The 20418-nt window shown below is 71.0% G+C and carries 19 protein-coding genes; 9 read left to right on the forward strand and 10 right to left on the reverse strand.

The features are described 5' to 3' along the window. Window positions 1-112 precede the first annotated feature (112 nt). Genes ITJ62_RS17865 through ITJ62_RS17885 form a run of 5 tightly spaced genes read left to right on the forward strand, consistent with a single transcriptional unit; the run spans window position 113 to window position 5767 of the window. Window positions 113-1594 carry a hypothetical protein gene (locus tag ITJ62_RS17865; protein ID WP_194605030.1) on the forward strand — a complete coding sequence of 494 codons (1482 nt, stop codon included), beginning with the start codon at window positions 113-115 and terminating at the stop codon, window positions 1592-1594. After that, entirely contained in the window at window positions 1591-2259 is a 669-nt protein-coding gene (locus tag ITJ62_RS17870; RefSeq protein ID WP_194605033.1) for a DUF4129 domain-containing protein, read from the forward strand. Before ITJ62_RS17865 ends, ITJ62_RS17870 begins: the two co-directional genes overlap by 4 nt. Continuing rightward, window positions 2256-3473, forward strand: a complete 1218-nt coding sequence (locus ITJ62_RS17875; protein ID WP_194605035.1) for a DUF4350 domain-containing protein — start codon at window positions 2256-2258, stop codon at window positions 3471-3473. Before ITJ62_RS17870 ends, ITJ62_RS17875 begins: the two co-directional genes overlap by 4 nt. Continuing rightward, complete coding sequence (locus ITJ62_RS17880; protein ID WP_194605038.1) at window positions 3470-4459, forward strand: MoxR family ATPase; 990 nt, start codon at window positions 3470-3472, stop codon at window positions 4457-4459. Before ITJ62_RS17875 ends, ITJ62_RS17880 begins: the two co-directional genes overlap by 4 nt. Continuing rightward, complete coding sequence (locus tag ITJ62_RS17885) at window positions 4460-5767, forward strand: DUF58 domain-containing protein (RefSeq protein WP_194605041.1); 1308 nt, start codon at window positions 4460-4462, stop codon at window positions 5765-5767. Between the two features lie 60 nt (window positions 5768-5827). On the opposite strand, the gene ITJ62_RS17890 is transcribed toward ITJ62_RS17885, so the two are convergent. Next, window positions 5828-6694, reverse strand: a complete 867-nt coding sequence (locus tag ITJ62_RS17890) for a LysR family substrate-binding domain-containing protein (protein ID WP_194605043.1) — start codon at window positions 6692-6694, stop codon at window positions 5828-5830. Window positions 6695-6792: 98 nt separating this feature from the next. On the opposite strand from ITJ62_RS17890, the gene ITJ62_RS17895 reads away from it, so the two are divergent. Then, window positions 6793-7188 carry a DUF5997 family protein gene (locus ITJ62_RS17895; protein WP_056012681.1) on the forward strand — a complete coding sequence of 132 codons (396 nt, stop codon included), beginning with the start codon at window positions 6793-6795 and terminating at the stop codon, window positions 7186-7188. A 3-nt stretch (window positions 7189-7191) separates the two neighbouring features. Here the strand turns inward: ITJ62_RS17895 and ITJ62_RS17900 are convergent, their stop codons facing one another. Further along, the gene (locus ITJ62_RS17900) at window positions 7192-8187 is read right to left on the reverse strand and encodes a stage II sporulation protein M (RefSeq protein WP_194605046.1); all 996 of its coding nucleotides are present in this window, start codon (window positions 8185-8187) and stop codon (window positions 7192-7194) included. Window positions 8188-8254: 67 nt separating this feature from the next. Here ITJ62_RS17900 and ITJ62_RS17905 point away from each other — a divergent pair, with 67 nt between their 5' ends. After that, window positions 8255-9115: an RDD family protein gene (locus ITJ62_RS17905; RefSeq protein ID WP_085513390.1), complete on the forward strand. Its 861-nt coding sequence runs from the start codon at window positions 8255-8257 to the stop codon at window positions 9113-9115. Window positions 9116-9137: 22 nt separating this feature from the next. Here ITJ62_RS17905 and ahcY read toward each other — a convergent pair whose 3' ends face one another. Further along, complete coding sequence (gene ahcY, locus ITJ62_RS17910; RefSeq protein WP_121292048.1) at window positions 9138-10628, reverse strand: adenosylhomocysteinase; 1491 nt, start codon at window positions 10626-10628, stop codon at window positions 9138-9140. Between the two features lie 82 nt (window positions 10629-10710). Beyond that, a complete protein-coding gene (locus ITJ62_RS17915) occupies window positions 10711-10920 on the reverse strand; it encodes a DUF3499 family protein (RefSeq protein ID WP_369808449.1) in 210 nt (69 codons plus the stop codon). 107 nt (window positions 10921-11027) lie between these two features. Here ITJ62_RS17915 and ITJ62_RS17920 point away from each other — a divergent pair, with 107 nt between their 5' ends. Next, complete coding sequence (locus ITJ62_RS17920) at window positions 11028-11465, forward strand: metallopeptidase family protein (RefSeq protein WP_064295223.1); 438 nt, start codon at window positions 11028-11030, stop codon at window positions 11463-11465. A 16-nt stretch (window positions 11466-11481) separates the two neighbouring features. Here the strand turns inward: ITJ62_RS17920 and ITJ62_RS17925 are convergent, their stop codons facing one another. The 5 genes from ITJ62_RS17925 to ITJ62_RS17945 form a co-directional block, all read right to left on the reverse strand. Further along, on the reverse strand, window positions 11482-12915 hold the full coding sequence (locus ITJ62_RS17925) for a DUF5719 family protein (RefSeq protein WP_194605049.1): 1434 nt from the start codon (window positions 12913-12915) through the stop codon (window positions 11482-11484). Next, window positions 12905-16276, reverse strand: a complete 3372-nt coding sequence (locus tag ITJ62_RS17930) for a glycosyltransferase (protein WP_194605052.1) — start codon at window positions 16274-16276, stop codon at window positions 12905-12907. The genes ITJ62_RS17925 and ITJ62_RS17930 overlap by 11 nt, the downstream gene beginning before the upstream one ends. Before the next feature lie 111 nt (window positions 16277-16387). Continuing rightward, the gene (locus ITJ62_RS17935; RefSeq protein ID WP_079002812.1) at window positions 16388-16717 is read right to left on the reverse strand and encodes a WhiB family transcriptional regulator; all 330 of its coding nucleotides are present in this window, start codon (window positions 16715-16717) and stop codon (window positions 16388-16390) included. A gap of 186 nt (window positions 16718-16903) precedes the next feature. Next, complete coding sequence (galE, locus tag ITJ62_RS17940) at window positions 16904-17866, reverse strand: UDP-glucose 4-epimerase GalE (protein ID WP_194605055.1); 963 nt, start codon at window positions 17864-17866, stop codon at window positions 16904-16906. Continuing rightward, complete coding sequence (locus ITJ62_RS17945; RefSeq protein ID WP_194605058.1) at window positions 17851-18057, reverse strand: hypothetical protein; 207 nt, start codon at window positions 18055-18057, stop codon at window positions 17851-17853. Before ITJ62_RS17945 ends, galE begins: the two co-directional genes overlap by 16 nt. A 93-nt stretch (window positions 18058-18150) precedes the next feature. Here ITJ62_RS17945 and ITJ62_RS17950 point away from each other — a divergent pair, with 93 nt between their 5' ends. Then, window positions 18151-19131, forward strand: coding sequence for a GlxA family transcriptional regulator (locus tag ITJ62_RS17950; RefSeq protein ID WP_194605060.1), 981 nt, complete (start codon window positions 18151-18153; stop codon window positions 19129-19131). 31 nt (window positions 19132-19162) lie between these two features. Here ITJ62_RS17950 and manA read toward each other — a convergent pair whose 3' ends face one another. Then, window positions 19163-20362 carry a mannose-6-phosphate isomerase, class I gene (gene manA / locus ITJ62_RS17955; protein WP_194605063.1) on the reverse strand — a complete coding sequence of 400 codons (1200 nt, stop codon included), beginning with the start codon at window positions 20360-20362 and terminating at the stop codon, window positions 19163-19165. Window positions 20363-20418: the final 56 nt, after the last annotated feature.

Raw genomic sequence — 20418 nt, forward strand, 5'->3', positions numbered from 1 at the left:
ACGTCTCGCCTCAGCGTAGTCGAAGTGTCCAGGAGAACCGCCGAACCGCCGGTCGCGGGGAGGCTCGGTGTGACAACATGGAGGGGTTCGAGACGGCGAGGGGGTGTTGCTGATGGACACGGAACAGCGAGCCGGGGGCGAGATGGGCGATCAGGATCCGAACCCGTGGGCGACGCCGCAGGGGCCACAGCAGCCGGTGGCGCAGGAACCAGCGACACCGCAGCCGCTCCCACCGCAGCAGGGGTATCCGCCGCTGCCGCCGCAGGGAGCACCACAGCAACCCGCGTATCCGCAGCAACAGGGGTACCCGCAGCAGGGATACCCGCAGCAGGGATACCCGCAGCAGCCCGGGTATCCGCCCCAGGCGACGTACCCCCAGCCGGTGTACGGCCAGCAGCCGTACCCGCAGCAGGTCCCGCCCCAGTACACCCAGCCGTATCAGCCGTACCCCCAGGCTCAGCAGCCCGGGTACGGGATTCCCTCCTCGGCGCCGACCGCCGCCTACGACGCGAACCCGTACGCGACCGGTGCGACCTGGGCCCCGGGTCCCCAGCAGGGATGGGCACCACCGCCGAAGCCGGGGCTCATCCCGCTCCGACCGCTGTCCTTCAGCGACCTGTTCGGCGCCCCCTTCCTCGTGCTGCGACGCAACCCGAAGGCGACATTCGGGAGCGCCCTGCTCCTGCAGGGTCTCACCGCCGTCCTCTCCCTCGTCATCGTCGGCCTCGTCACCTGGCTCTCGTTGAGCCGGCTGTCGCAAGCGGCCCCTGGCGAGGAGGACGCCATCAGCGCGGGGGCCGTCACCGCCATCATCCTGTCCTTCCTCATCCCGGTGGCGGTCTCGATCGCCGGTAGCGCGATCCTGCAGGGCATCATCGCGCAAGAGGTCGCTCGCGGCACCCTCGGCGAGAAGCTGCCGCTCGGTGTGCTCTGGCGTCGCACGAAGGCGCGGTTCCTGCCGCTCATCGGCTACACCTTCCTCCTGATCGGTGTCGTGACGGTGTTCATCGCCGTCGCGGTGGGCCTCGGATTCGTGCTGACCGGTCTCGGCGGGACCGCGGGCGTGGTTCTGACGGTGGTCATGGGCATCGGAGCGCTGCTCGTCCTGATCGCCGCTTCCGTGTGGCTCGGGACGAAGTTCTCCCTCACACCGAGCATCATCGTCCTCGAGAACGGCAAGGTCTTCCCCTCGCTCGCTCGCTCCTGGCGCCTGACCGACGGCTATTTCTGGCGGACCTTCGGCGTCCAGTTCCTCGTCTCCTCGGTCGTCAGTGTCGCGTCGCAGGTCGTCGCGACCCCGATCAGCCTGCTCGCGAGTCTCGTCCCCGTGCTGTTCGTCGGGGTGGACTCGGAGGCGACCATGATCGTCGCCACCATCGCCGCGCAGGGCCTGTCATTGCTCGTCTCCGTCATCATCGGCGCGATCACGGTCGTCGTCATCAGTGCCACGTCGGCGGTCATCTATGTGGACCTGCGAATGCGCAAGGAGGGGCTCGACCTCGACCTCGCGCGGTTCGTCGAGGCGCGTGCTGGCGGTCGCGAGACGGTCGACAACCCCTTCGACGCCGCCGCCGGAGGCAAAGCGACCCGATGAGCCCGCTGTTCCTCGCGTCGCGCCTCGACGTCCCGCTCGTCCCGGATGCACCGGGCGCCCGGGACCTCCTGCAGCGTGAGCTGTCGAAGCCCGAGTACCAGACGGCGCAACCGTCGTTGTGGGACATCGTGTCGAAGGCGTTCTGGGACTGGGTGAACTCCCTCCGGGTGCCGGGTGAGGGCCCCTTCACCGGCCTGTTCCCGATCATCGCGATGACCGTGGTCGTCGTCGGGATCGTCATCGCGTTCATCGTGTGGGGCGTCCCCCGCCTCAACCGGCGGAGCGCCCGCCAGCTCGACCTCTTCGGCGAACGCGACGATCGGACCGCCGAGCGGTTGCGCCAGGACGCGAGGTCCGCCGCCGCGGCCGGCGACTGGACCCTCGCGCTCCAGGAGCTGTATCGGGCGATCGCTCGCGGACTGTCCGAGCGGACGATCGTCGTGGTCACCCCCGGCACGACGGCGCACGGTTTCGCCGCCCGGGCTGCGGCCGCGTTCCCGCAGGACGGGCGCGCGCTCGCGGAAGCCGCGGACGTCTTCGACGCCGTCCGCTACCTCGAGGCGACGGGTACCGAAGCACAGTACCGGGAGCTCGAAGCGCTCGACGCGCGGCTCTCCGTCGCCGCGCCGCAGCTCCTCGCCGACCCCGAGGAGCTGGTCCGGTGACGCTCACGACGAAGCCCACGGGGCATGGGCAGCCCGAGCCCGACGTCGCCACACCACGGCTGCGGACCCGGCTGCGACGGAACCGGTTCTGGATCATCGCGGCGGTCTTCGCGGTCGGGATCGCCCTCGTGCTCATGTTCGCGACGCGAGGCGCGTCGATCGACGCGGCGCTGCTCAGTCCGGGCAACCAGACCCCGAACGGCGGACGCGCGCTCGCGCAGGTGCTCCGTCAGGAGGGTGTCACCGTGACGGAGACCACCACGCTCGACGCGACGCTCGAGGCGGTCGAGGACACCGACAGCACCGTCCTCCTGTTCGATCCCAGCGGGCTGCTCGACGCCTCGCAGCTCGAGCGGTTGGGCGACGCCGACGCCGGACTCGTCGTCGTCACCCCCCGGGCCGCGGCGCTCCGCACCCTGTTCCCCGGCGTCTCGTTCGCGGGCAGCTCGGACGCCACCGACGTCCTGTCGTCCGACTGCGGCGACCCCACCGCCGAGCGGGCGGGGACGGTCACCGGTGGCTGGACGCTGTACACGACCACCGACGCCGACGCCGAGGGCTGCTTCACCGCCGACAGCGGCGGGAGCGCGGTCGTGACCCAGACGGACGGCGCACGGGTGCTCCTCGGCTCCGCCGACGCCCTGACGAACGACGTCGTCGACCGTGCGGGGAACGCCGCCCTCGCGCTCGGCCTGCTCGGCTCCACCGAGCAGTTGGTCTGGTACCTGCCGAGCCTCGCCGACGTGCCGGTCACCGGTCCCCCGAGCCTCGACGAGCTGACGCCGAGCTGGGTCGCCGGAGTCACCGGCACCGTCGTCATCACGGCGATCCTGGCCATGTTCTGGCGCGGGCGACGCTTCGGCCCGCTCGTCATCGAGGACCTGCCCGTCGCGGTCCGCGCAAGCGAGACGATGGAGGGGCGCGCGCGCCTCTACCAGCGGTCCGGCAACCGTCAGCGGGCACTCGACGCGCTGCGGATCGGCACCGTGTCTCGCCTCGCGGTCGCCGCAGGCCTCTCCCGCCACGCATCGGTCGTCGAGGTCGCCGACACGGTCGCCGGAGTCGCCGGACTCGACCCTCGGCACGTGCGGTCCGTCCTGCTCGACGCCGTACCGACGAGCGACGCCGACCTCGTCTCCCTGTCCGATCACCTGCTCGATCTCGAAGCCGCCGTCGCGCGCGCCACGGACCTCACCGGAAGGAACCATCCATGACCGACGCCCCCGTGCCAGGATCCACCGCACCGAACCCCGACGACCTCCGGCGAGCACTCGCCCAGGTCCGCGTCGAGGTCGGCAAGGCCGTCGTGGGTCAGGACGCCGCCGTCACCGGGCTCGTCATCGCGCTCCTCGCCAAGGGCCACGCGCTCCTCGAGGGTGTGCCCGGCGTCGCGAAAACGCTCCTCGTCCGATCGCTCAGCCACGCGCTGAGTCTGGACACGAAGCGCGTGCAGTTCACGCCCGACCTCATGCCCGGCGACGTCACGGGCTCCCTCGTCTACGACGCCAAGACCGGTGAGTTCGAGTTCCGCGAGGGCCCGGTGTTCACGAACATCCTGCTCGCCGACGAGATCAACCGAACGCCCCCGAAGACCCAGTCCGCCCTGCTGGAGGCGATGGAGGAGCGCCAGGTCAGCGTCGACGGCCGTTCGCTGCCACTTCCGGACCCGTTCATCGTGGCCGCCACGCAGAACCCGATCGAGTACGAGGGCACCTACACGCTCCCCGAGGCGCAGCTCGACCGCTTCCTGCTGAAGCTCGTCCTCGGCGTGCCCGAGCGCGACGTCGAGGTGGAGGTGCTCCGGCGGCACTCCGCCGGGTTCAGCCCGCGCGACCTCACGGCTGCGGGTGTCACCCCGGTCATGGGCGCGGCCGATCTGCGGGCGGCGCAGCTCGAGGTCGGACGCGTGGGGGCCAGCGCCGACGTCCTCGCCTACATCGTCGACCTCGCGCGCGCCACGCGGCGCAGCCCGTCCGTCCGGCTCGGGGTCAGCCCTCGAGGGACGACCGCCCTCCTCGCATCGGCGAAGGCCTGGGCCTGGCTGAGCGGCTACCAGTCCATCACCCCCGACCACGTGCAGACGATGGTCCTCCCGGTGTGGCGGCACCGTATGCAGCTGCGACCCGAGGCCGAGCTCGAAGGTGTCTCGGTCGACGCCATCCTGCGGTCGATCATGCAGCAGGTGCAGGTGCCCATCTAGATGGCCGTCACCGGGAGGTTCGTCGCGCTCGTCGCGTTCGGCATCGTGCCGATCGTGGTGCTCGGCGTGCTCACAGGCGACGCAGCTCCGGCGTTCATCGCGTGGCTCATCCTCGCCGCCGCGCTCGGAGCGCTCGACCTCGTGGTCGCCGGTTCGCCTCGGGACATCGTCCTGCAGCGGCAGCTGCCGTCCCGGGTCAGGCTCGGCGACTCGGCCACGAGCACACTCTTCCTGACGAACCGCGGAGGTCGCCGCGTCCGGGCGCTGGTGCGCGACGCCTGGCAGCCGTCCGCCGGCGCGCCCACCCAGCGCCTGCGCGTCGACCTCCCGCCCGGCGAGCGGCGGAGCGTCAGCCTGGTGCTCACCCCGTTCCGTCGGGGCGAGCGACGGGTGTCCCAGGTCACGGTGCGGTCGTTCGGTCCGCTCGGTCTCCTCGCACGACAGGCGACGCTGAACAGCGCCGGGCATCTCCGGGTCCTGCCGGCGTTCGCCTCCCGGAAGCACCTGCCGAGTCGGATCGCCCGCCTCCGCGAACTCGACGGAGCGACGAGCGTCATGGTCCGCGGTCAGGGCACCGAGTTCGACTCCCTGCGCGAGTACGTGCGAGGCGACGACGTCCGTTCGATCGACTGGCGCGCCACAGCGCGACGCGGCGACGTCATGATCCGCACCTGGCGGCCCGAGCGTGACCGCCGGGTCGTCATCGTCACCGACACCGGCCGCACCTCCGCTGCCCGCATCGCCGATGAGCCGCGCATCGACACGGCGTTCGAAGCCGCGCTCCTGCTGGCCGCGCTCGCCACGAGAGCCGGGGACCGCATCGACTATCTCGCCTACGACCGTCGGGTGCGTGGTCGCGTCCAGGGCGCGACCGGTGCCGAACTCCTCTCGAGGATGGTCGATGCGATGGCGCTCGTCGACCCGGAACTCATCGAGACCGACTGGGACGCCGTCCCCGGCCAGGTCAGACAGATCACGAACCAGCGCGCCCTCGTCGTCCTGCAGACCTCGATCGACGCCCCCGGGGCCGCGCGCGGGCTCCTCGCCGTCCTCCCCCAGCTCACGCAGCGCCACACGGTGGTCGTGACGAGCGTCGTCGACCCGGCGACCCTCGAGGCCACGCGCGACCGCGGCGACCGCGAGACCGTGTACCGCGCCGCTGCGGCCGAACGCGCCCTGCTGGACATCGAACGCGTGTCGGCGGCGATCAGACAGCTCGGGGCCGACGTCGTCACCGGTTCGCCGGAGACCCTGCCCCCGGCGCTCGCCGACGCCTACATCGCGCTCAAGGCCTCCGGTCGGCTCTAGCCCGATCCGTCGCCGATCGGTCGGGTCCCTCCGCGTGCCGGCGGGACCCGGGAGGACGGATCAGCGGCCCTTGCGCTTCTTGCGGCGTTCCCGGGCGAGCTCCTCCTGCTTGGCCTTCCGCGCAGCGAGCTGGGCGCCTCGGCTCGTCCCGGCGGCGGTGCCCTGGGTCGAACCGGCCTTCGGCTTCTTCCGTCGTCTCGCGGCCTGCTGCGGTGCAGGAGCGGCGGCCTGCTCGGTCGGGGCGGACCGTCGCGAGCTGTTGGCCGTGCGTCCGCGCACGATGCCGATGAACTCCTCCACGGCTTCGTCCTCGCGGTCCTGCGGCCAGACCAGCACGACCGGGATCGACGGAAGATCGGCGATCGGACGGTACTCCACGTCCTTCCGCTGATGCAGTCGCGCGACCGACTGCGGGACCACGACGATCCCGACCTCGGACGCGGCCAGTTCGACCGCCGCCTCCGGGTCGTCGGTCAACGGGGCCGCCGGGGCGTCGAACCCGAGCACGGCGGCACGTTCGGCCCACTCGAGGACGAGCGGCGTCATGATCAGCTGCTCGTCGGCGAGCGCGGCCATCCCGACCGTGTCCTCGGCTCCGAGGGCAGCGCCCTTGGCGAAGACGACGACGGGGAGCTCCTCGAACAGGGCGATCGTGTTCAGCCCGTCATGGTCGATCGGGACCCGGGCGAGCACGACGTCCGCCGCACCGGAGGCCAGGACCGCTCGCTGCTCGTCGAGGTCCACCCGGATCAGGCGGAGTTCGTCGTCCGGACGGCGCTCGCTCCAGATGCGCGCCCACTTCCCCGGGTTCACACCACGCGCGTAGGCGACGGTCAGCGCCGGCGGGACGATCTCCGGCACCGTGTCGGCACCGAGCCCGTCGTCGCCGACCTCGATCCCGTCGACCTGGTCGTCCTGCCTGTCCATCGAAGCCTCCACTGCTCGGCTTGCCACACTACTGCAGCTCAGTCGACGGGTGATCCGGCCGGTTGGGCGAGGACACCGCAGCGAGGTACGCTGAGCGGATGGGTGCGAGCGAACAGATCATGAAACCGGCGACCGCGGCGAAGAAGCTCGGGGTCTACCTGCCGGCGACCCCGGCGTCGTTCCAGGAGGAGCCGATCACGCGGTCGGCGTTCCTCGAACTGCAGGCGAACCCGGCGGACTGGCTCGTCGAGCTCCGCAAGAACGGACCGCACCCGCGCGACGTCGTCGCCCGCAAGCTGGGCGTGTCGACCTCCGGTCTGGCTCGCGCCGAGATCACCGAGGCGTTGACCACCGAACAGATCCAGGAGCTCCTCCGCACGCTGCCCGCCTGGCTCGTGCAGGAGCGCGCCGTCCATGCTGAGGTGAACGCCGAGAACGCCCGGGTCAACGCCAGGAACGCCGAGCGCCGCGCACGATCCGAAGCCGGCGAGTAGCCGTCAGCCGGCGACGATCCGCTTCGCGCCGGCCTCGAACTCAGCCAGGTCGCCCCGCTCCCCCGAGCGGTACGCGCGACCGCCCCACCAGCACATGTAGGTCAGGAACGCGGCGAGCGCTCCCCCGCCGATGAGCATCTTGACCGCCCACGGCCACGGTGCCGGCGTCACGAAGCCCTCGACGAGCCCCGAGACGAAGAGCACGATCACCAGCCCGATGGCGATCGTGAACAGCGCTCGACCCTCCTCGGCGAGCGCCTGGCCCCTCGTCCGTGGCCCCGGTGCCACCCAGGCCCAGAAGATGCGGAGACCCGCCGCCGCCGCGACGAACACCGCCGTGAGCTCGAGCATGCCGTGCGGGAGGATGTATTCGAAGAACACGTCGCCCTTGCCGTAGGCGAACATCACCCCCGCGGCCTGCCCGACCCCCTGGGCGTTGGTGACGATGATGTACGGGACCCAGACACCGCTGATGCCGAACGCGACGCATTGCGCTGCGATCCACGCGTTGTTCGTCCACACCTGGCCGGCGAAGCTCGCCGCCGGGTTGTCGGAGTAGTAGGCGACGAAGTCGTCCTCGACGTACTGCTTGAGCTGGGCGTCGGTACCGAGGTTCGCGAGGACCTGCGGGTTGCCGGCGATCCACACGGCGTACAGGGTCGCGATGACGACCGTCGCGACCGCGACCGCGAGGGTCACCCACCTGACCCGGTAGAGCGCGGCCGGGAGCGACAGGACGAAGAACCGCGGAACACTCGACAACACGTTCGCGCTGGCCCCGGTGAACCGGAGGCGCGCCCGCGACAGCGACACCGAGAGCCGGTCGCCGACGAGGGTCGATCCGGCCGTGGTCTTGATCGCGGAGAGCTGGGTCGCCCCGGCTTGATAGCGGTCGATCAGCTCATCGGCCTCCGGCCCGCTGAAGAACCGCTGCTTGCCGAGCGCGTCGAGGCGGTCCCATTCCTGGCGGTGGGCTGCGGAGTAGGCGTCGAGGTCCATCGGAGCCATGCTACGCGTTGGCGGCGCTCCATGGCCGGTCCCCCGCGCATCTGCTTGAATGGAGCACATGTCCGAACCGGCCCGGGTCCCGCTGCACGAGACGACGCTGGACGACGGCACCGAGCTGATCACCGGCGAGGCGGTCGCCCTCGACGTGCGGCCCACCGGATTCATCCTGCGCGCGGCGGGCGCCATCATCGACTACGTGGTGTCGATCCTCGTGTTCGTCGGCCTCATGCTCGCGATGTTCTCCTGGATCCTGTCCGGGGTCGCCATGGACACCGCGATGTTCACCGCCATCGTGCTCGGCCTGACGGTGCTCTGCCTCGTCGTCCTGCCGGCAGCGGTCGAGATCGCCACCCGCGGACGGTCGCTCGGCAGACTGGTCGTCGGTGCCCGCATCGTCCGGGACGACGGGGGTGCACCCGGCTTCCGGCACGCGTTCATCCGTGCCCTCACCGGGTACTTCGAGATCTACGCCACAGCCGGCGGCATCGCCGCACTCACCGGCCTGCTCAGTGCTCGCTCGAAGCGTCTGGGCGACGTGCTCGCCGGGACCTACAGTCAACGTGAGCGTCTGCCGCGGGTGGTGGAGCCCGTCGCGATGATCCCACCGCAGCTCGCCGCTTGGGCCGGCGGTGCCGACGTGGCCCGGCTGCCCGATCCGCTGGCGCGGCGCGTCACCCAGTTCCTCAAGCAGGCCGGATCGCTCACCCCGGCCACGAGGACCCGATTGGCGGCCGAACTCGCGGCAGAGGTGTCCCGATTCGTGTCGCCACTGCCGATCGCTCCGCCGGAGGCGTTCCTCGTCGGGGTCTCCGTCATCCGCCGGGAGCGCGAGTACCAGGCCCAGCTCGCGGCCCGTCAGCGCCTGTCGCTCCTCCAGCCGGTGCTCAGCGGTCAGCCGCACCGGTTCCCCGACCGCTGAGGCGGGGAACCGGCGGCACCGCCTAGTAGCGGTAGTGGTCGACCTTGTACGGGCCCTCGACCGGCACACCGATGTAGTCGGCCTGCTCGCCCGTGAGCGTCGTCAGCTGCACGCCGAGCGCGTCGAGGTGCAGGCGAGCGACCTTCTCGTCGAGGTGCTTCGGCAGCACGTACACGCCGATCGGGTACTCCTCGATCCGCGTCCAGAGCTCGAGCTGAGCGAGCACCTGGTTCGTGAACGAGTTGCTCATCACGAACGAGGGGTGCCCCGTCGCGTTCCCGAGGTTCATGAGTCGTCCCTCGCTGAGCACGAGGACGCTGCGCCCGGTGGGGAGGCGCCACTCGTGGACCTGGGGCTTGATCTCGATCTTCTCGGCGCCCTCGAGCGCCTCGAGGGAGGCCATGTCGATCTCGTTGTCGAAGTGCCCGACGTTCGAGACGATCGCGAGGTGCTTGAGCGCGAGGATGTGGTCGAGGGTGACGACGTTGAAGTTGCCGGTGCACGTCACGATGATGTCGACCTGGTCGGCGACGCTCTCGAGGGTCGCGACCTGGAAGCCGTCCATCGACGCCTGGAGGGCGCAGATCGGGTCGACCTCGGAGACGATGACCCGAGCGCCCTGGCCGCGGAGGGCCTCGGCCGCGCCCTTGCCGACGTCGCCGTAGCCCGCGACGAAGACGACCTTGCCACCGATGAGCACGTCGGTCGCGCGGTTGAGGCCGTCCGGCAGCGAGTGCCGGATGCCGTACTTGTTGTCGAACTTGCTCTTCGTGACCGAGTCGTTCACGTTGATCGCGGGGAACAGCAGTTCACCCTGCTTCGCCAGCTCGTAGAGGCGGTGGACACCGGTGGTGGTCTCCTCGGTCACCCCGAGGATGTCGGCGGCGACCTTCGTCCAACGGTCGCTGCTGCCGGCGAGCGAGCGACGGAGCACGTCGAGGACGATGCTGTACTCGTGGCTGTCGGCGTCGGTCGTATCGGGGACCGCTCCCGCCAGCTCGAACCGACGGCCCTGGTGGACGAGCATGCTCGCGTCGCCACCGTCGTCGAGGATGAGGTTGGGGCCGGTCCACTCGGCGCCGGCCGTGGCCGCTTCGGTCGACCAGTCGAAGATCTGCTCGGTGCACCACCAGTACTCTTCGAGCGTCTCGCCCTTCCAGGCGAAGACCGGCACGCCGGCGGGCGCTTCGACGGTCCCGTGCGGACCGACGGCGACGGCTGCCGCCGCCTCGTCCTGGGTCGAGAAGATGTTGCAGCTCGCCCAGCGCACCTGGGCACCGAGCGCGACGAGCGTCTCGATGAGCACCGCGGTCTGCACCGTCATGTGCAGCGAACCGGCGATACGGGCGCCGGCGAGCGGCTGGCTCGCGCCGAACTCCTCGCGGAGGGCCATCAGGCCGGGCATCTCGTTCTCGGCGAGGCGGAGTTGGTGTCGGCCGGCCTCAGCGAGCGACAGGTCGGCCACCTTGTAGGGCAGGGTGGTCGTGGGGGCAGACGGTGCGGAAGAACTCATGACGCCATTCTCGCAGACCGTCACGCGTCGTGGACCTTCATGTCGGCCCCGAGATCGGCACGGCGCGGTGGGATGCCGCTGGTCAGGAGCCGTAGCCGACGTCGCCGAGGACGCTGTGCTTCACGACGCTCCAGCCCTGCGGCACGCTCAGCCGCACGGCGTGGATGGAGCAGAGGTCGTAGCTGTGCGGGCTCTTCTCGATGCTGAGCGGACCGAGGACGGCCATCGAGTCACGGTAGTCGTAGGTCAGCGTCGCCACGGGCTCGCGCGAGCAGCCGACCTTCGAACACATCCTGTCAACCATTTGCCCCAGCGTAGCCCGCGGGCGACGGCGGCACCGTCCGGCTCGCCGGTCGAGCGGGTCTGAACCGGGCCGCCGACGACACCTAGACTGGACGCATGGCGCAGGCTGACGAGGAGACGCGAGGCGCCCTCTCGCGCCGCCGATCACGGCACGGTCGCAACGGTCGTTCGAGCGTCGTCGGACCGGACGTGCCACCGATCGACACCCGGATCGACCAGTTCGACCTGACGGTCGCCACCACCGCCGACTACCTCCGCGGAGCCTGGCCCGCCGAACTCGCCGACGTCCGGTTCGAGGTCGGCGCGATGCCGGCGCAGAACTCCGGGACGGACGGCGTCGACCGCTGGTTCGTCGACCGAGCACGCCGACGCATCATCCTGTACCGGTTGCCCATCCAGCGGATGAGCAAGCTCCACCGGAACGACGAGCTGCATCAGCGCATGATGGTGGAGAGCTGCGTGTTCCGCGCCGTCGCCGAACTCCTCGGCAAGGACCCCTGGGACCTCGGGCCGGAACGCTACCGGTTCCTTTGACCCGAGGCCGCCGCGGTCAGCGCGGGTAGACGCTGATCGGCGCCGCCAGCGGGTTCGGCGGTATGACCGGCAGCGACGTGAGCCGCCCCGCCGCAGCGAGACTGATCGAGGCGTGGAGGCCGTCGGCCCCGGCGAGGACGTAGCTCTGACCGGCGCCGACGCCGATCGTCACCGCCGCTCCGGCTCCGACCTTCGTCGTGGTCTCCTTGCCGTCAGCCCCCGTCAACGTGAGTTCGGCGTCGGAGCCAGACGGGTTGAAGACGTGGAGCTTCTGCCCCGGCCCGGTGGGGACCGTGAAGGCTGCGGTGTCGTCGAGTGCGGGTGTCGCTCCGAACCAGGCGAAGTCCTCGAGCGTTCCGCCGCGCGAGTTCGTCCTGGCCGCCGCGACCACCGGTCGGGTCGAGGTGACCTCCAGCGAGAACTCACCGGCCGGGAGTTCGGCCAGGGCGATCTCACCGGGAACGCCCGGCTGGATGGTCGCGTCGATGACGATCGGTTCGTCTTTCGCGTTCTCTCGGGTGGCGGTGATGACGACGTCGGCGGGCTCGGATCCCGGCGCGAACAGTCTGAGGGCCGTGGCCCGGTCGTCGACGGACGCGGTGTCGGAGCTCGCCCCTGCGGCCGCGGGGGCCGTGACGATGACGCCAGGGATCACCAGGTCGGTCGACGGCGACGCGGTCGGCCCCTGGACCTCGACACCACCGGGGGTCAGGACGCGGACCGTGCTCTGCTGGAGCGCGGCCACCACCTGGCCGCCCTCGCTCGTCACATGCACGACCGGGGTCGGCTCGTTGGGTGCGAGGCCGGTGAGGGCGATCACCCGCTGCGTGCCGGTGGCGACGACGATCCCGGCGGCACCCGGAGCGTCGATCCGCCCGGCGGCGCCGAAGACCTCGAGGGTCACGTTCGCATCGACGGCCGACGGATTGCTCAGGAGGACCAGTGTGGTGCGACCGATGTCACTCGATCCGCCGACGAGCCAGCTCTCGGCCGATGCCGGCGTGCAGGCGGCGGCGGCCAGGCCGGCGACCTCGGCTTCGGCGGCGATCTGCGACTGCGCACCGCTCAGGGGCGTCACCGTCCCGTCGGTCGCGCCGGGGACGGTGACCACCGTGGGTCCGCCGTCCGCCGCGCCGCTCGTGTTGTCGGGTGCGGCGAGCTCACTCGTCGTCGGCGTCACCCCGTTCGCTCCGAAGTCGACACTCGCCGGGCCGAACGAGCCGGCTGCCGTCGCCGCCGTCGCGTCCTGGGCCAGGGCGAGCAGCGGCCCCGGGCACACGACCGACTGGTCGCCGGCCACCGGGGTGACTCGGATGTCCTGAGGGGCGATCTCCACCGTCGGCAGGGGCAACTGCCCGGCCGCTGCGATCGTGACCGCGGCGATCCCGATGCCGACGAGGCCGGTGACGATCCGACCGGAGGTGATGGCGACTCCGCGCTTACTGGGCATGCGGCTGCTCCGTTCCCGGGGTGTCCCGGCGGGTGGTGTCGGGATCCGGCGACGTCTCGGTCGGGTCACTCGGATCCGGATCGGACACGGCGGCATCGCCCATGGCGACCGCCGGTTCGTCGGGGACCTGGTCGGCTGTGGTGTTCGTGTCGGCGTCGGCGTCGGCGTCTGGAGTCGACCCGGCCACGTCGCGGTCCGTGTCGAGGGTGTCGTCCGTGACCGGCACGGTTCCATCGCGAGCGACGGTGTCGTCGGCCGACCCGGTGTCGACGGTCGATGCACGGTCGTCGACGGACTCGGCGTCATCGGCTGGTTCGGCTTTCACCGCCGCTGGCGCGGACGCCTCGGCGGAGGCCTGCCCCCGACGCCACCAGCGCGGCTTGGACGGGCGGCTCGACGCGTCAGCGGTGGTGGTGGCCGACTCGGAACCCTCCGCCTCGTCGTCGAGATCGGCGGTCGGTTCCTCGTCGTCGTATGTGCCGGTCGCCTCGTCGTCGATCACCGCGACCGCCGCCCCGGATGCGGCCGCCTTGCGGGCAGCACGACCCTTCAGCTTCACGGGCTTCCGGGATCCCGCGCGGTACCCGTCGCGGGACGCACCGTTGGGGATGCTCAGGAGCAGGGTGATGAGGAACACGACGCCCAGACCGACACCGATGAGGGTTCCGAGCACGTTCGACGTCGGGAGCTCGGGACCGGTGCCGACGTCCGCGACGGTGCGCCAGAGTGTGCCGCTCGTCGTGTCACCGACGGCGACCAGCGCCGCGTTGGCGTCGAGCGCACTCGCCGCACGACCGGCGGTCTGACCCGCCACCGTCTGCTCCTCGCCGTCGGCGACCGGCGACAGCAGCACGAAGGCGATACCGTGCTCGACGAGGGTCTCCGTCGGGTCCAGTCCGCTCTGCGACGCGAGGTTGCCGGCGAGCTCCGCGACGACGCGGTCGTCCGAGGACACGCCGGGGGCCGTCTGGGCGATGGTCGACTGGCCGTCGAGCGTCTCCCCCTGGCCACGGATGACGACCGCGGTGATGGTGCCGTCGTCGCCGGGCGTGATGACGAGGGTGCCGAGCCGAGGATCGGTCTGCGTCGCGGCCGTCACGTAGGCGGGCAGCTGGCGACCGGAGCTCTCACGGACCACCGAGGTGCCGAGAGGCTGGGCGAGGGCGAGCGGGAGGGCGATCACCGCGGCGGCGAGGACCATGACGAGCGCCGGAACCGCCCGGAACCGTGGGATGCGGTCCAGGCCGAGGGTCGCAGCACCCACGATCCCGAGCCAGTACAGGCTGATCGCCGCGCCGGCCCAGACGGGGACGGCCGTTCCGGCGGCCGAGGCGAGGAGGAGATGCGTGGCGAACACGGCCGACACGAGTCCGAGGAACGCCGCGATGAGCAACGGGACGGCCCGTCGGGACCCCGGGAGGAACAGGGCCAGCAGTGCGACGATCGCGAGCGGCGCGAGCAGCGCGGGCACCACGATGGCGGGAGCCGCACCCGGCAGCCCGAGCGCTGCACCGAGCTGGCTCCATCCACCCAGGCTGCCGCCGGGGAAGCCGAGGGACAGTTGCCAGCCCGACGCCGCGGTCGCAGGCGTCGCGACACCGGGGTCGGCGAGGATTCCGAGCCAGTTGTTCCGGTGGAGCCCCTGCTGCCAGATGAGCGGAGCGAACAGCGCGATCGCGGGGATCGGGACGAGGCCGACCCTGGCGACACCCCGACCGGCGAAGACCATCGCGACGACCCAGATGACGAGCAACGCCGGGGCGAGGGACGGCGAGCTCGCGACGATCGCGGCGAACAGGAAGGCGCTCGTGCCGGCTGCGGCCCACGACCGGGACGCGACCACACCCGCGTAGAAGAGCCACGGCAGCAGGACGTGGACGATGACGGCCGCGGGACGGCCATCGGCGAGCGCGGTCAGGAGCGTCGGGGCGAGCGCCCAGAGCAGCGCCGCCACCGCACGCGGACCGCTGCGCTCCGTGAGCCGGGTGGCGGCGAACCAGGCGCCGAGCGCCGAGAGCGGCAGCGCGAGCAGGAAGAGGAGGACCAGGGAGAAGGACGGCTGCCAGAAGGTGATGGTCCCGAGCACTGCGAGGACCGCGCTGAACGGGTCGGCGGCACCGACGAAGCCGAGACCGACGTCGCGCCACCCGAAGCCGATGTGCTGCCAGAGTTCGCCGACCGTCGCCGAGAGCGGCAGGAGTCCGCCACCGGTGAGGTACGTGGCTCCGAGGAGCGGAGCAAGGATCGCCGCTCCGATGACCGCCGTCGCGAGGACGACCCAGGCGCCTCCGCCGGAGAAGAAGCGGAGGTCGCGTTCCTCGCCGATGAAGCCGATCTGCGTCGCCTCCCGCGCGAGCGCGCGTTTGCGTCGGACCTCGTCGAGTCGCATCCTCAGGCCGGCGATGCTCGACCAGCCCAAGGTCCGGTTCTTCGCGAGCTGGCGCCGGGCACTCCCGACCTTCGTCCCGGAGAACGCGACGGCGAACGCCGCCGAGAGCTCGCCCAGCACGAGCTCGGGCTGCTTCTTCACGAAGTGGCCGATGACCCGCAGGATGGCGAGGGGCACGAGGCTGAGCCAGTGCACCGGGACCATGATCCCCGGCGCATAGACGAGACGGCGGTGGAGCTGTGCGGCGCGGGCCTGGCGGTGGCGACGGCGACGCGCGCCGAGCCGGTTCGACCAGGAGGGTCCGGCGATGCCTTCGCCGGCGGAGGCGACACGCGCCGTCGGCACGACCGCGACCAGGTAGCCCGCGAGGCGGGTCCTGATGCAGAAGTCGAGGGCGTCGTCCGCGACGAGGGCCTGGTCGAAGCCGCCCAGCTGGTCCCACAGCTGATGGCGCACGAGCATGCCGGCCGGACCGACCGCCATCACGTCGTTCATCGTGTCGTGCTGGGCCTGGTCGAGCTCGTCCTCGACCACCGGGACCGCCGCACCGAGGGTGGTGATCGTCTCGCCGTAGCGACGGAGGAACGACGCGTCGTCCCAGTCGAGGATCTTCGGGCCGGCCACACCGACGGACGGTGAGACTTCGAGGGCGCCCAACAGTGCGGCGAGCGCCGTCGGCTCAGGAGCCGTGTCCTCCGAGAGCAACCAGAGCATCTGCTCGGCGTCCTCCGGCTGATCGGTGACGCGGACGCCGGCGGCCACGGCCTGCGCGAAGCTGAGGTCCTCGGTCGAGGTCACGAGCTTCATGCCGGGGACGCGACCGAGTTCCTCGATCGTCGCCTCACTCGCGCGGGTGGCGACGGCGATGATCCCGTCCGCCGGACGGGTCTGGGCACGGAGGGCGTCGAGCGTGCGTGCGAGCGGCTCAGAGCCGTCGCGCACCACGAGAATCGCCGTTACTCGGGGAGACATCGGATTCAGACTAAGCGGGTCCGGCCGGAAGAGCGGGAACCGAGCGGGCGCGCCCCGAATCGGGGGCGTTCCGGTGAGCCGGGAGCGGTTCGGTCAGCGTTCGACGGAGCGTCAGACGGCGCGTTTGCGCAGTTTGCGGCGCTCGCGTTCGGACAGGCCGCCCCAGATGCCGAAGCGCTCGTCGTTCGCGAGCGCGTACTCCAGGCACTGCGACTTGACGTCGCAGCTGGTGCAGATCCGCTTCGCGTCGCGCGTGGATCCACCCTTCTCAGGGAAGAACGCCTCGGGGTCGGTCTGCGCGCACAGCGCATCGGTCTGCCAGGAGAGCTGGGTGTCGTCCTCGCCCTCCGCAGCGGGCTGACGGACGCCGGGGACTCCCAGATTGACCGGATCGACGAACCAGTCGTCGGGTACTCCGGCACGATACTCAGGAATCGCCATACCGTCTCCCCACCTACTCGTACCCTGCGCCACGCGGCGCGATACATAATTACACCCTTGTAGTTATGGTCGAGTCAAGTCGCACATCGTAAAGCCTCAATCACGAGGTGAGGGTTCGCGACGCGCCGAGTGTGACCCGAACTGGGTGTCGGGGCCCGTCTGGGCGGATCGTGAGGCCGCGCGACGTCAGTCGGCGGCGCGCCTGGCCCGCCACGCGCTCTCCACCATCTGGCGCAGATCGTGTCGCATCCGCCAGTCGAGATCGCGAGCTGCGAGCGCGCCGGACGCGACGATCCGCGCGGGATCGCCTGGCCTCCGCGGCATGATCTCGGGGGTGAAGTCGATCCCGGTCACCTCCGCCATCGCGGTCATGATCTCGCCGACGCTCGACCCGTCCCCGCTCCCGAGGTTGTAGGCCGCCTCGAGGGGTTCACCCGCATCGAGCCGCTTGGCTGCGGCGACGTGCGCGGCCGCGAGATCCGCGACGTGCAGGTAGTCGCGGACGCAGGTGCCGTCCGGCGTCGGGTAGTCGTCGCCGTTGATGCGGGGGGTGCGTCCGGCGAGGAGCGCGTCGAAGACGAGGGGGAAGAGGTTGTGCGGGCTCGTGTCGTAGACCTCGTCCGTCCCGGATCCGACGACGTTGAAGTACCGCAGCGAGGTGTGACGCAGCCCGGTGGCGACACCCTGGTCGCGGAGCAGCCACTCGCCGATGAGCTTGGACTCGCCGTAGGGCGACTCGGGCGCTTTCGGGGTGTCCTCGGTGACGAGGTCGACGTCCGTGGTCCCGTACACCGCGGCGCTCGACGAGAAGACGATGCGCTCCACCCGGTGCTCCTCCATCGCGGCGAGCAGCATCGCGGTGGCCGTGACGTTCTGGGCGTAGGTGTGGAGCGGGCGCTGCACGGAGACACCCGCGTACTTGTACCCGGCGACGTGGACGACACCGCTCAGCTCGAACTCGGAGAAGGTGCGCTCGAGGACCGAGCCGTCGAGCAGGGTTCCGCGGACGAACGGCACACCCGCAGGGACGAAGCGCTCGTGCCCGCTCGACAGGTCGTCGAGGACGACGACGTCGATCCCCTCCGCCTGGAAGGCCCGAACCACATGGGCTCCGATGTATCCGGCTCCGCCCGTCACCAGCCACGCCACGATGCTTCCTCCAGGGAGTCCTCCACCTGCCGTGCTGCAGACGGAGTGACCAGACTACTGGAGGCGCGTGCGTCGGCGCGGCTGGGGACACGGCGATAGCCGTCGGTCAGGACGGCACGGAGGGTCGCGGCGGAAGCGACGACCGCGACGAGAACGATGATGATGCCGACGACGAGTGCGATGATGGACATGTCTGAAACTCTAGGAATGGCGAAAAACTGCCACCAGTGGCAGGATGGACGCAAATCAGCACATTCCTGCCAAATCGATCATCCGGAGGTCCCATGCTGTCGAAGGTCGCCCTGCTCGCCATCCCGGGGCTGCAACCGTTCGAGTTCAGCGTCGTCTGCGAGGTCTTCGGCATCGACCGGTCGGACCAGGGCGGTCCCGCCTTCGACCTCCGCATCGTCACGAAGGACCCCGGTCCGGTCCGGATGAACCTGAGCGACGACGGTGCGCGGGGCTTCGACATGATCGTCGACGACGACCTGTCGTTCGCGGCCGAGGCGGACCTCGTGGTGATCACCGGTCGTGGTGGATCGCGAGCCGGAGCGGTCGACGAGGCCTACCTCGACGTCCTCCGAGCGGCGGAGGCACGGGGTGCCTGGGTCCTCAGCGTGTGCAGCGGGTCGTTCGTCCTCGGTCAGGCCGGGCTGCTCGACGGTCGGCGCAGCACGACCCACTGGATGTACACCAGCGAGCAGCAGACGATGTTCCCGGGCACCATCGTCGACCCGGACGTGCTGTTCGTCGAGGACCGCAAGGTCATCACGGGCGCGGGGACCGCTGCCGGCATCGACGCGTGTCTGCACCTGGTACGACAGGAGTACGGCGCGGCGAGCGCGAACGTGATCGCCCGCCGGATGGTCGTCCCGCCACAGCGTGACGGCGGTCAGGCGCAGTACGTCCTCTCCCCCGTCGCGGCGCAGCAGTGCGAGTCGCTCGCCCCGGTCGTCGACTGGATGCTCGACCACCTCGCCGAGGACCTGCCCATCGGGCGCCTCGCGCGGCAGGCGCACATGTCCGAGCGGACCTTCGCACGCCGCTTCCGCTCGGAGCTCGGCAGCACGCCGGCCGCCTGGCTGAACCGGCAACGCCTGTTCCGAGCCCAGGAGATGCTCGAACGGACCCACCACGGTGTCGAGCGGATCGCGGCGGACACCGGGTTCGGCACCGCGGCGGTCCTCCGTCACCACTTCGACCGCGTCCTCGGCACGACGCCCGCCGCCTACCGCCGCAGTTTCGGGGTACGGGAGAGCGCCTGAGCCGCGTGGACCGGACCAGCCGGCCGGGCGGTCAGCCCTGGGTGGTCGCCAGGAAGAGGGTCCCGGTTCCGGAGAAGCGCAGCTCCGCCTCGTCGGGCGTGATGAAGGCGTAGCCACCTCGACCGAGCTCGATGGACGAGGTGGCTCCGGTGATCCGCACCGAGCCGTCGACCACGATCGCGATCCCGGGGCCCGGGAGCCGGAACGACGACTCCTGCTCGGACGGCTCATCGGACAGGTCCACGCGCAACAGCTCGAAGTCCGGCACGTCCGGGACGAAGAGGCTGAGTCCCCCACCCAGGTCCGTCGGGGTCAGCCACGGCACCGGCCGCGGCTCGAACTCCAGGACCTCGAGCAGCTCGGGCACGTCGACGTGCTTCGGGGTGAGCCCCCCGCGCAGGACGTTGTCACTCGCCGCCATCAGCTCGACGCCGATGCCGCTGAGGTAGGCGTGGATGTTCCCCGCTGGGAGGTACAGCGCCTCCCCTGCTCGCAACGTCACGAGGTTGAGGAGGAGGGCGACCGCGATGCCGGGATCACCCGGATACTCCTCCGCGAGCCGCCCGACCAGGGCCCGCTCGGCGTCGAACGCGCCCGAACCGGAGGCCGCGGCGGAGACGACGAGGGCGTCGAGCAGCCCGCCGGGGAGCTGTTCGAGCAGGATCCGCACGGTGTCGCGGAGCCCGTCGGGGGCGGCCAGCATCCCCTGGAGCATGGTGATGCGCGCCGCAGCAGCCGGATCGGGTGCCGAGGCCACCAGCTCGGCGAGCAGCGCATCGGTCGCATCGAGCTCGCGGAACCCGCAGAGCGCCTCGAAGCCGTCCCGGAGGGCGACGATGAGTTCCGGCTTGTGGAGCGCGTCCTTGTAGTTGCGGTGCGGAGCGTCGAGCGGCACCCCTCGTGCGTTCTCGGCGGCGAAGCCCGCGGCGGCGCGGTGCAGGTCGGGGTGGGCCTGCAGCGAGAGCGGATGGGCCGCTGCGAGGACCTTGAGGAGGAACGGCAGCGAGCCGTGCCCGCCGAGCGCGGTGGGATCGGCGGCGAGCCAGCGCTCGAGGTCGGCGTGTCCCCCCACCGTCGACGGATCCGCGATCGGCGTCGGCGCCCCGGGGTGTGCGCCGAGCCAGAGTTCCGCCTCCGGACGTCCTGAGCGCTCGGACCCGAGCACCTCCGCGATCGCCGTCGACGACCCCCACGCGTAGTCACGAGGAGTGGCACGGAGCGGCACGAACATGGTGGGGCCCTTTCGACGGACGAGGGTGACGCGCCAGCCGGACCCTGGGGGCGCTT

Origin of the sequence: Plantibacter sp. VKM Ac-2876 (assembly GCF_015350715.1) — a bacterium.
GTDB classification, from domain to species: Bacteria; Actinomycetota; Actinomycetes; order Actinomycetales; family Microbacteriaceae; genus Plantibacter; species Plantibacter auratus.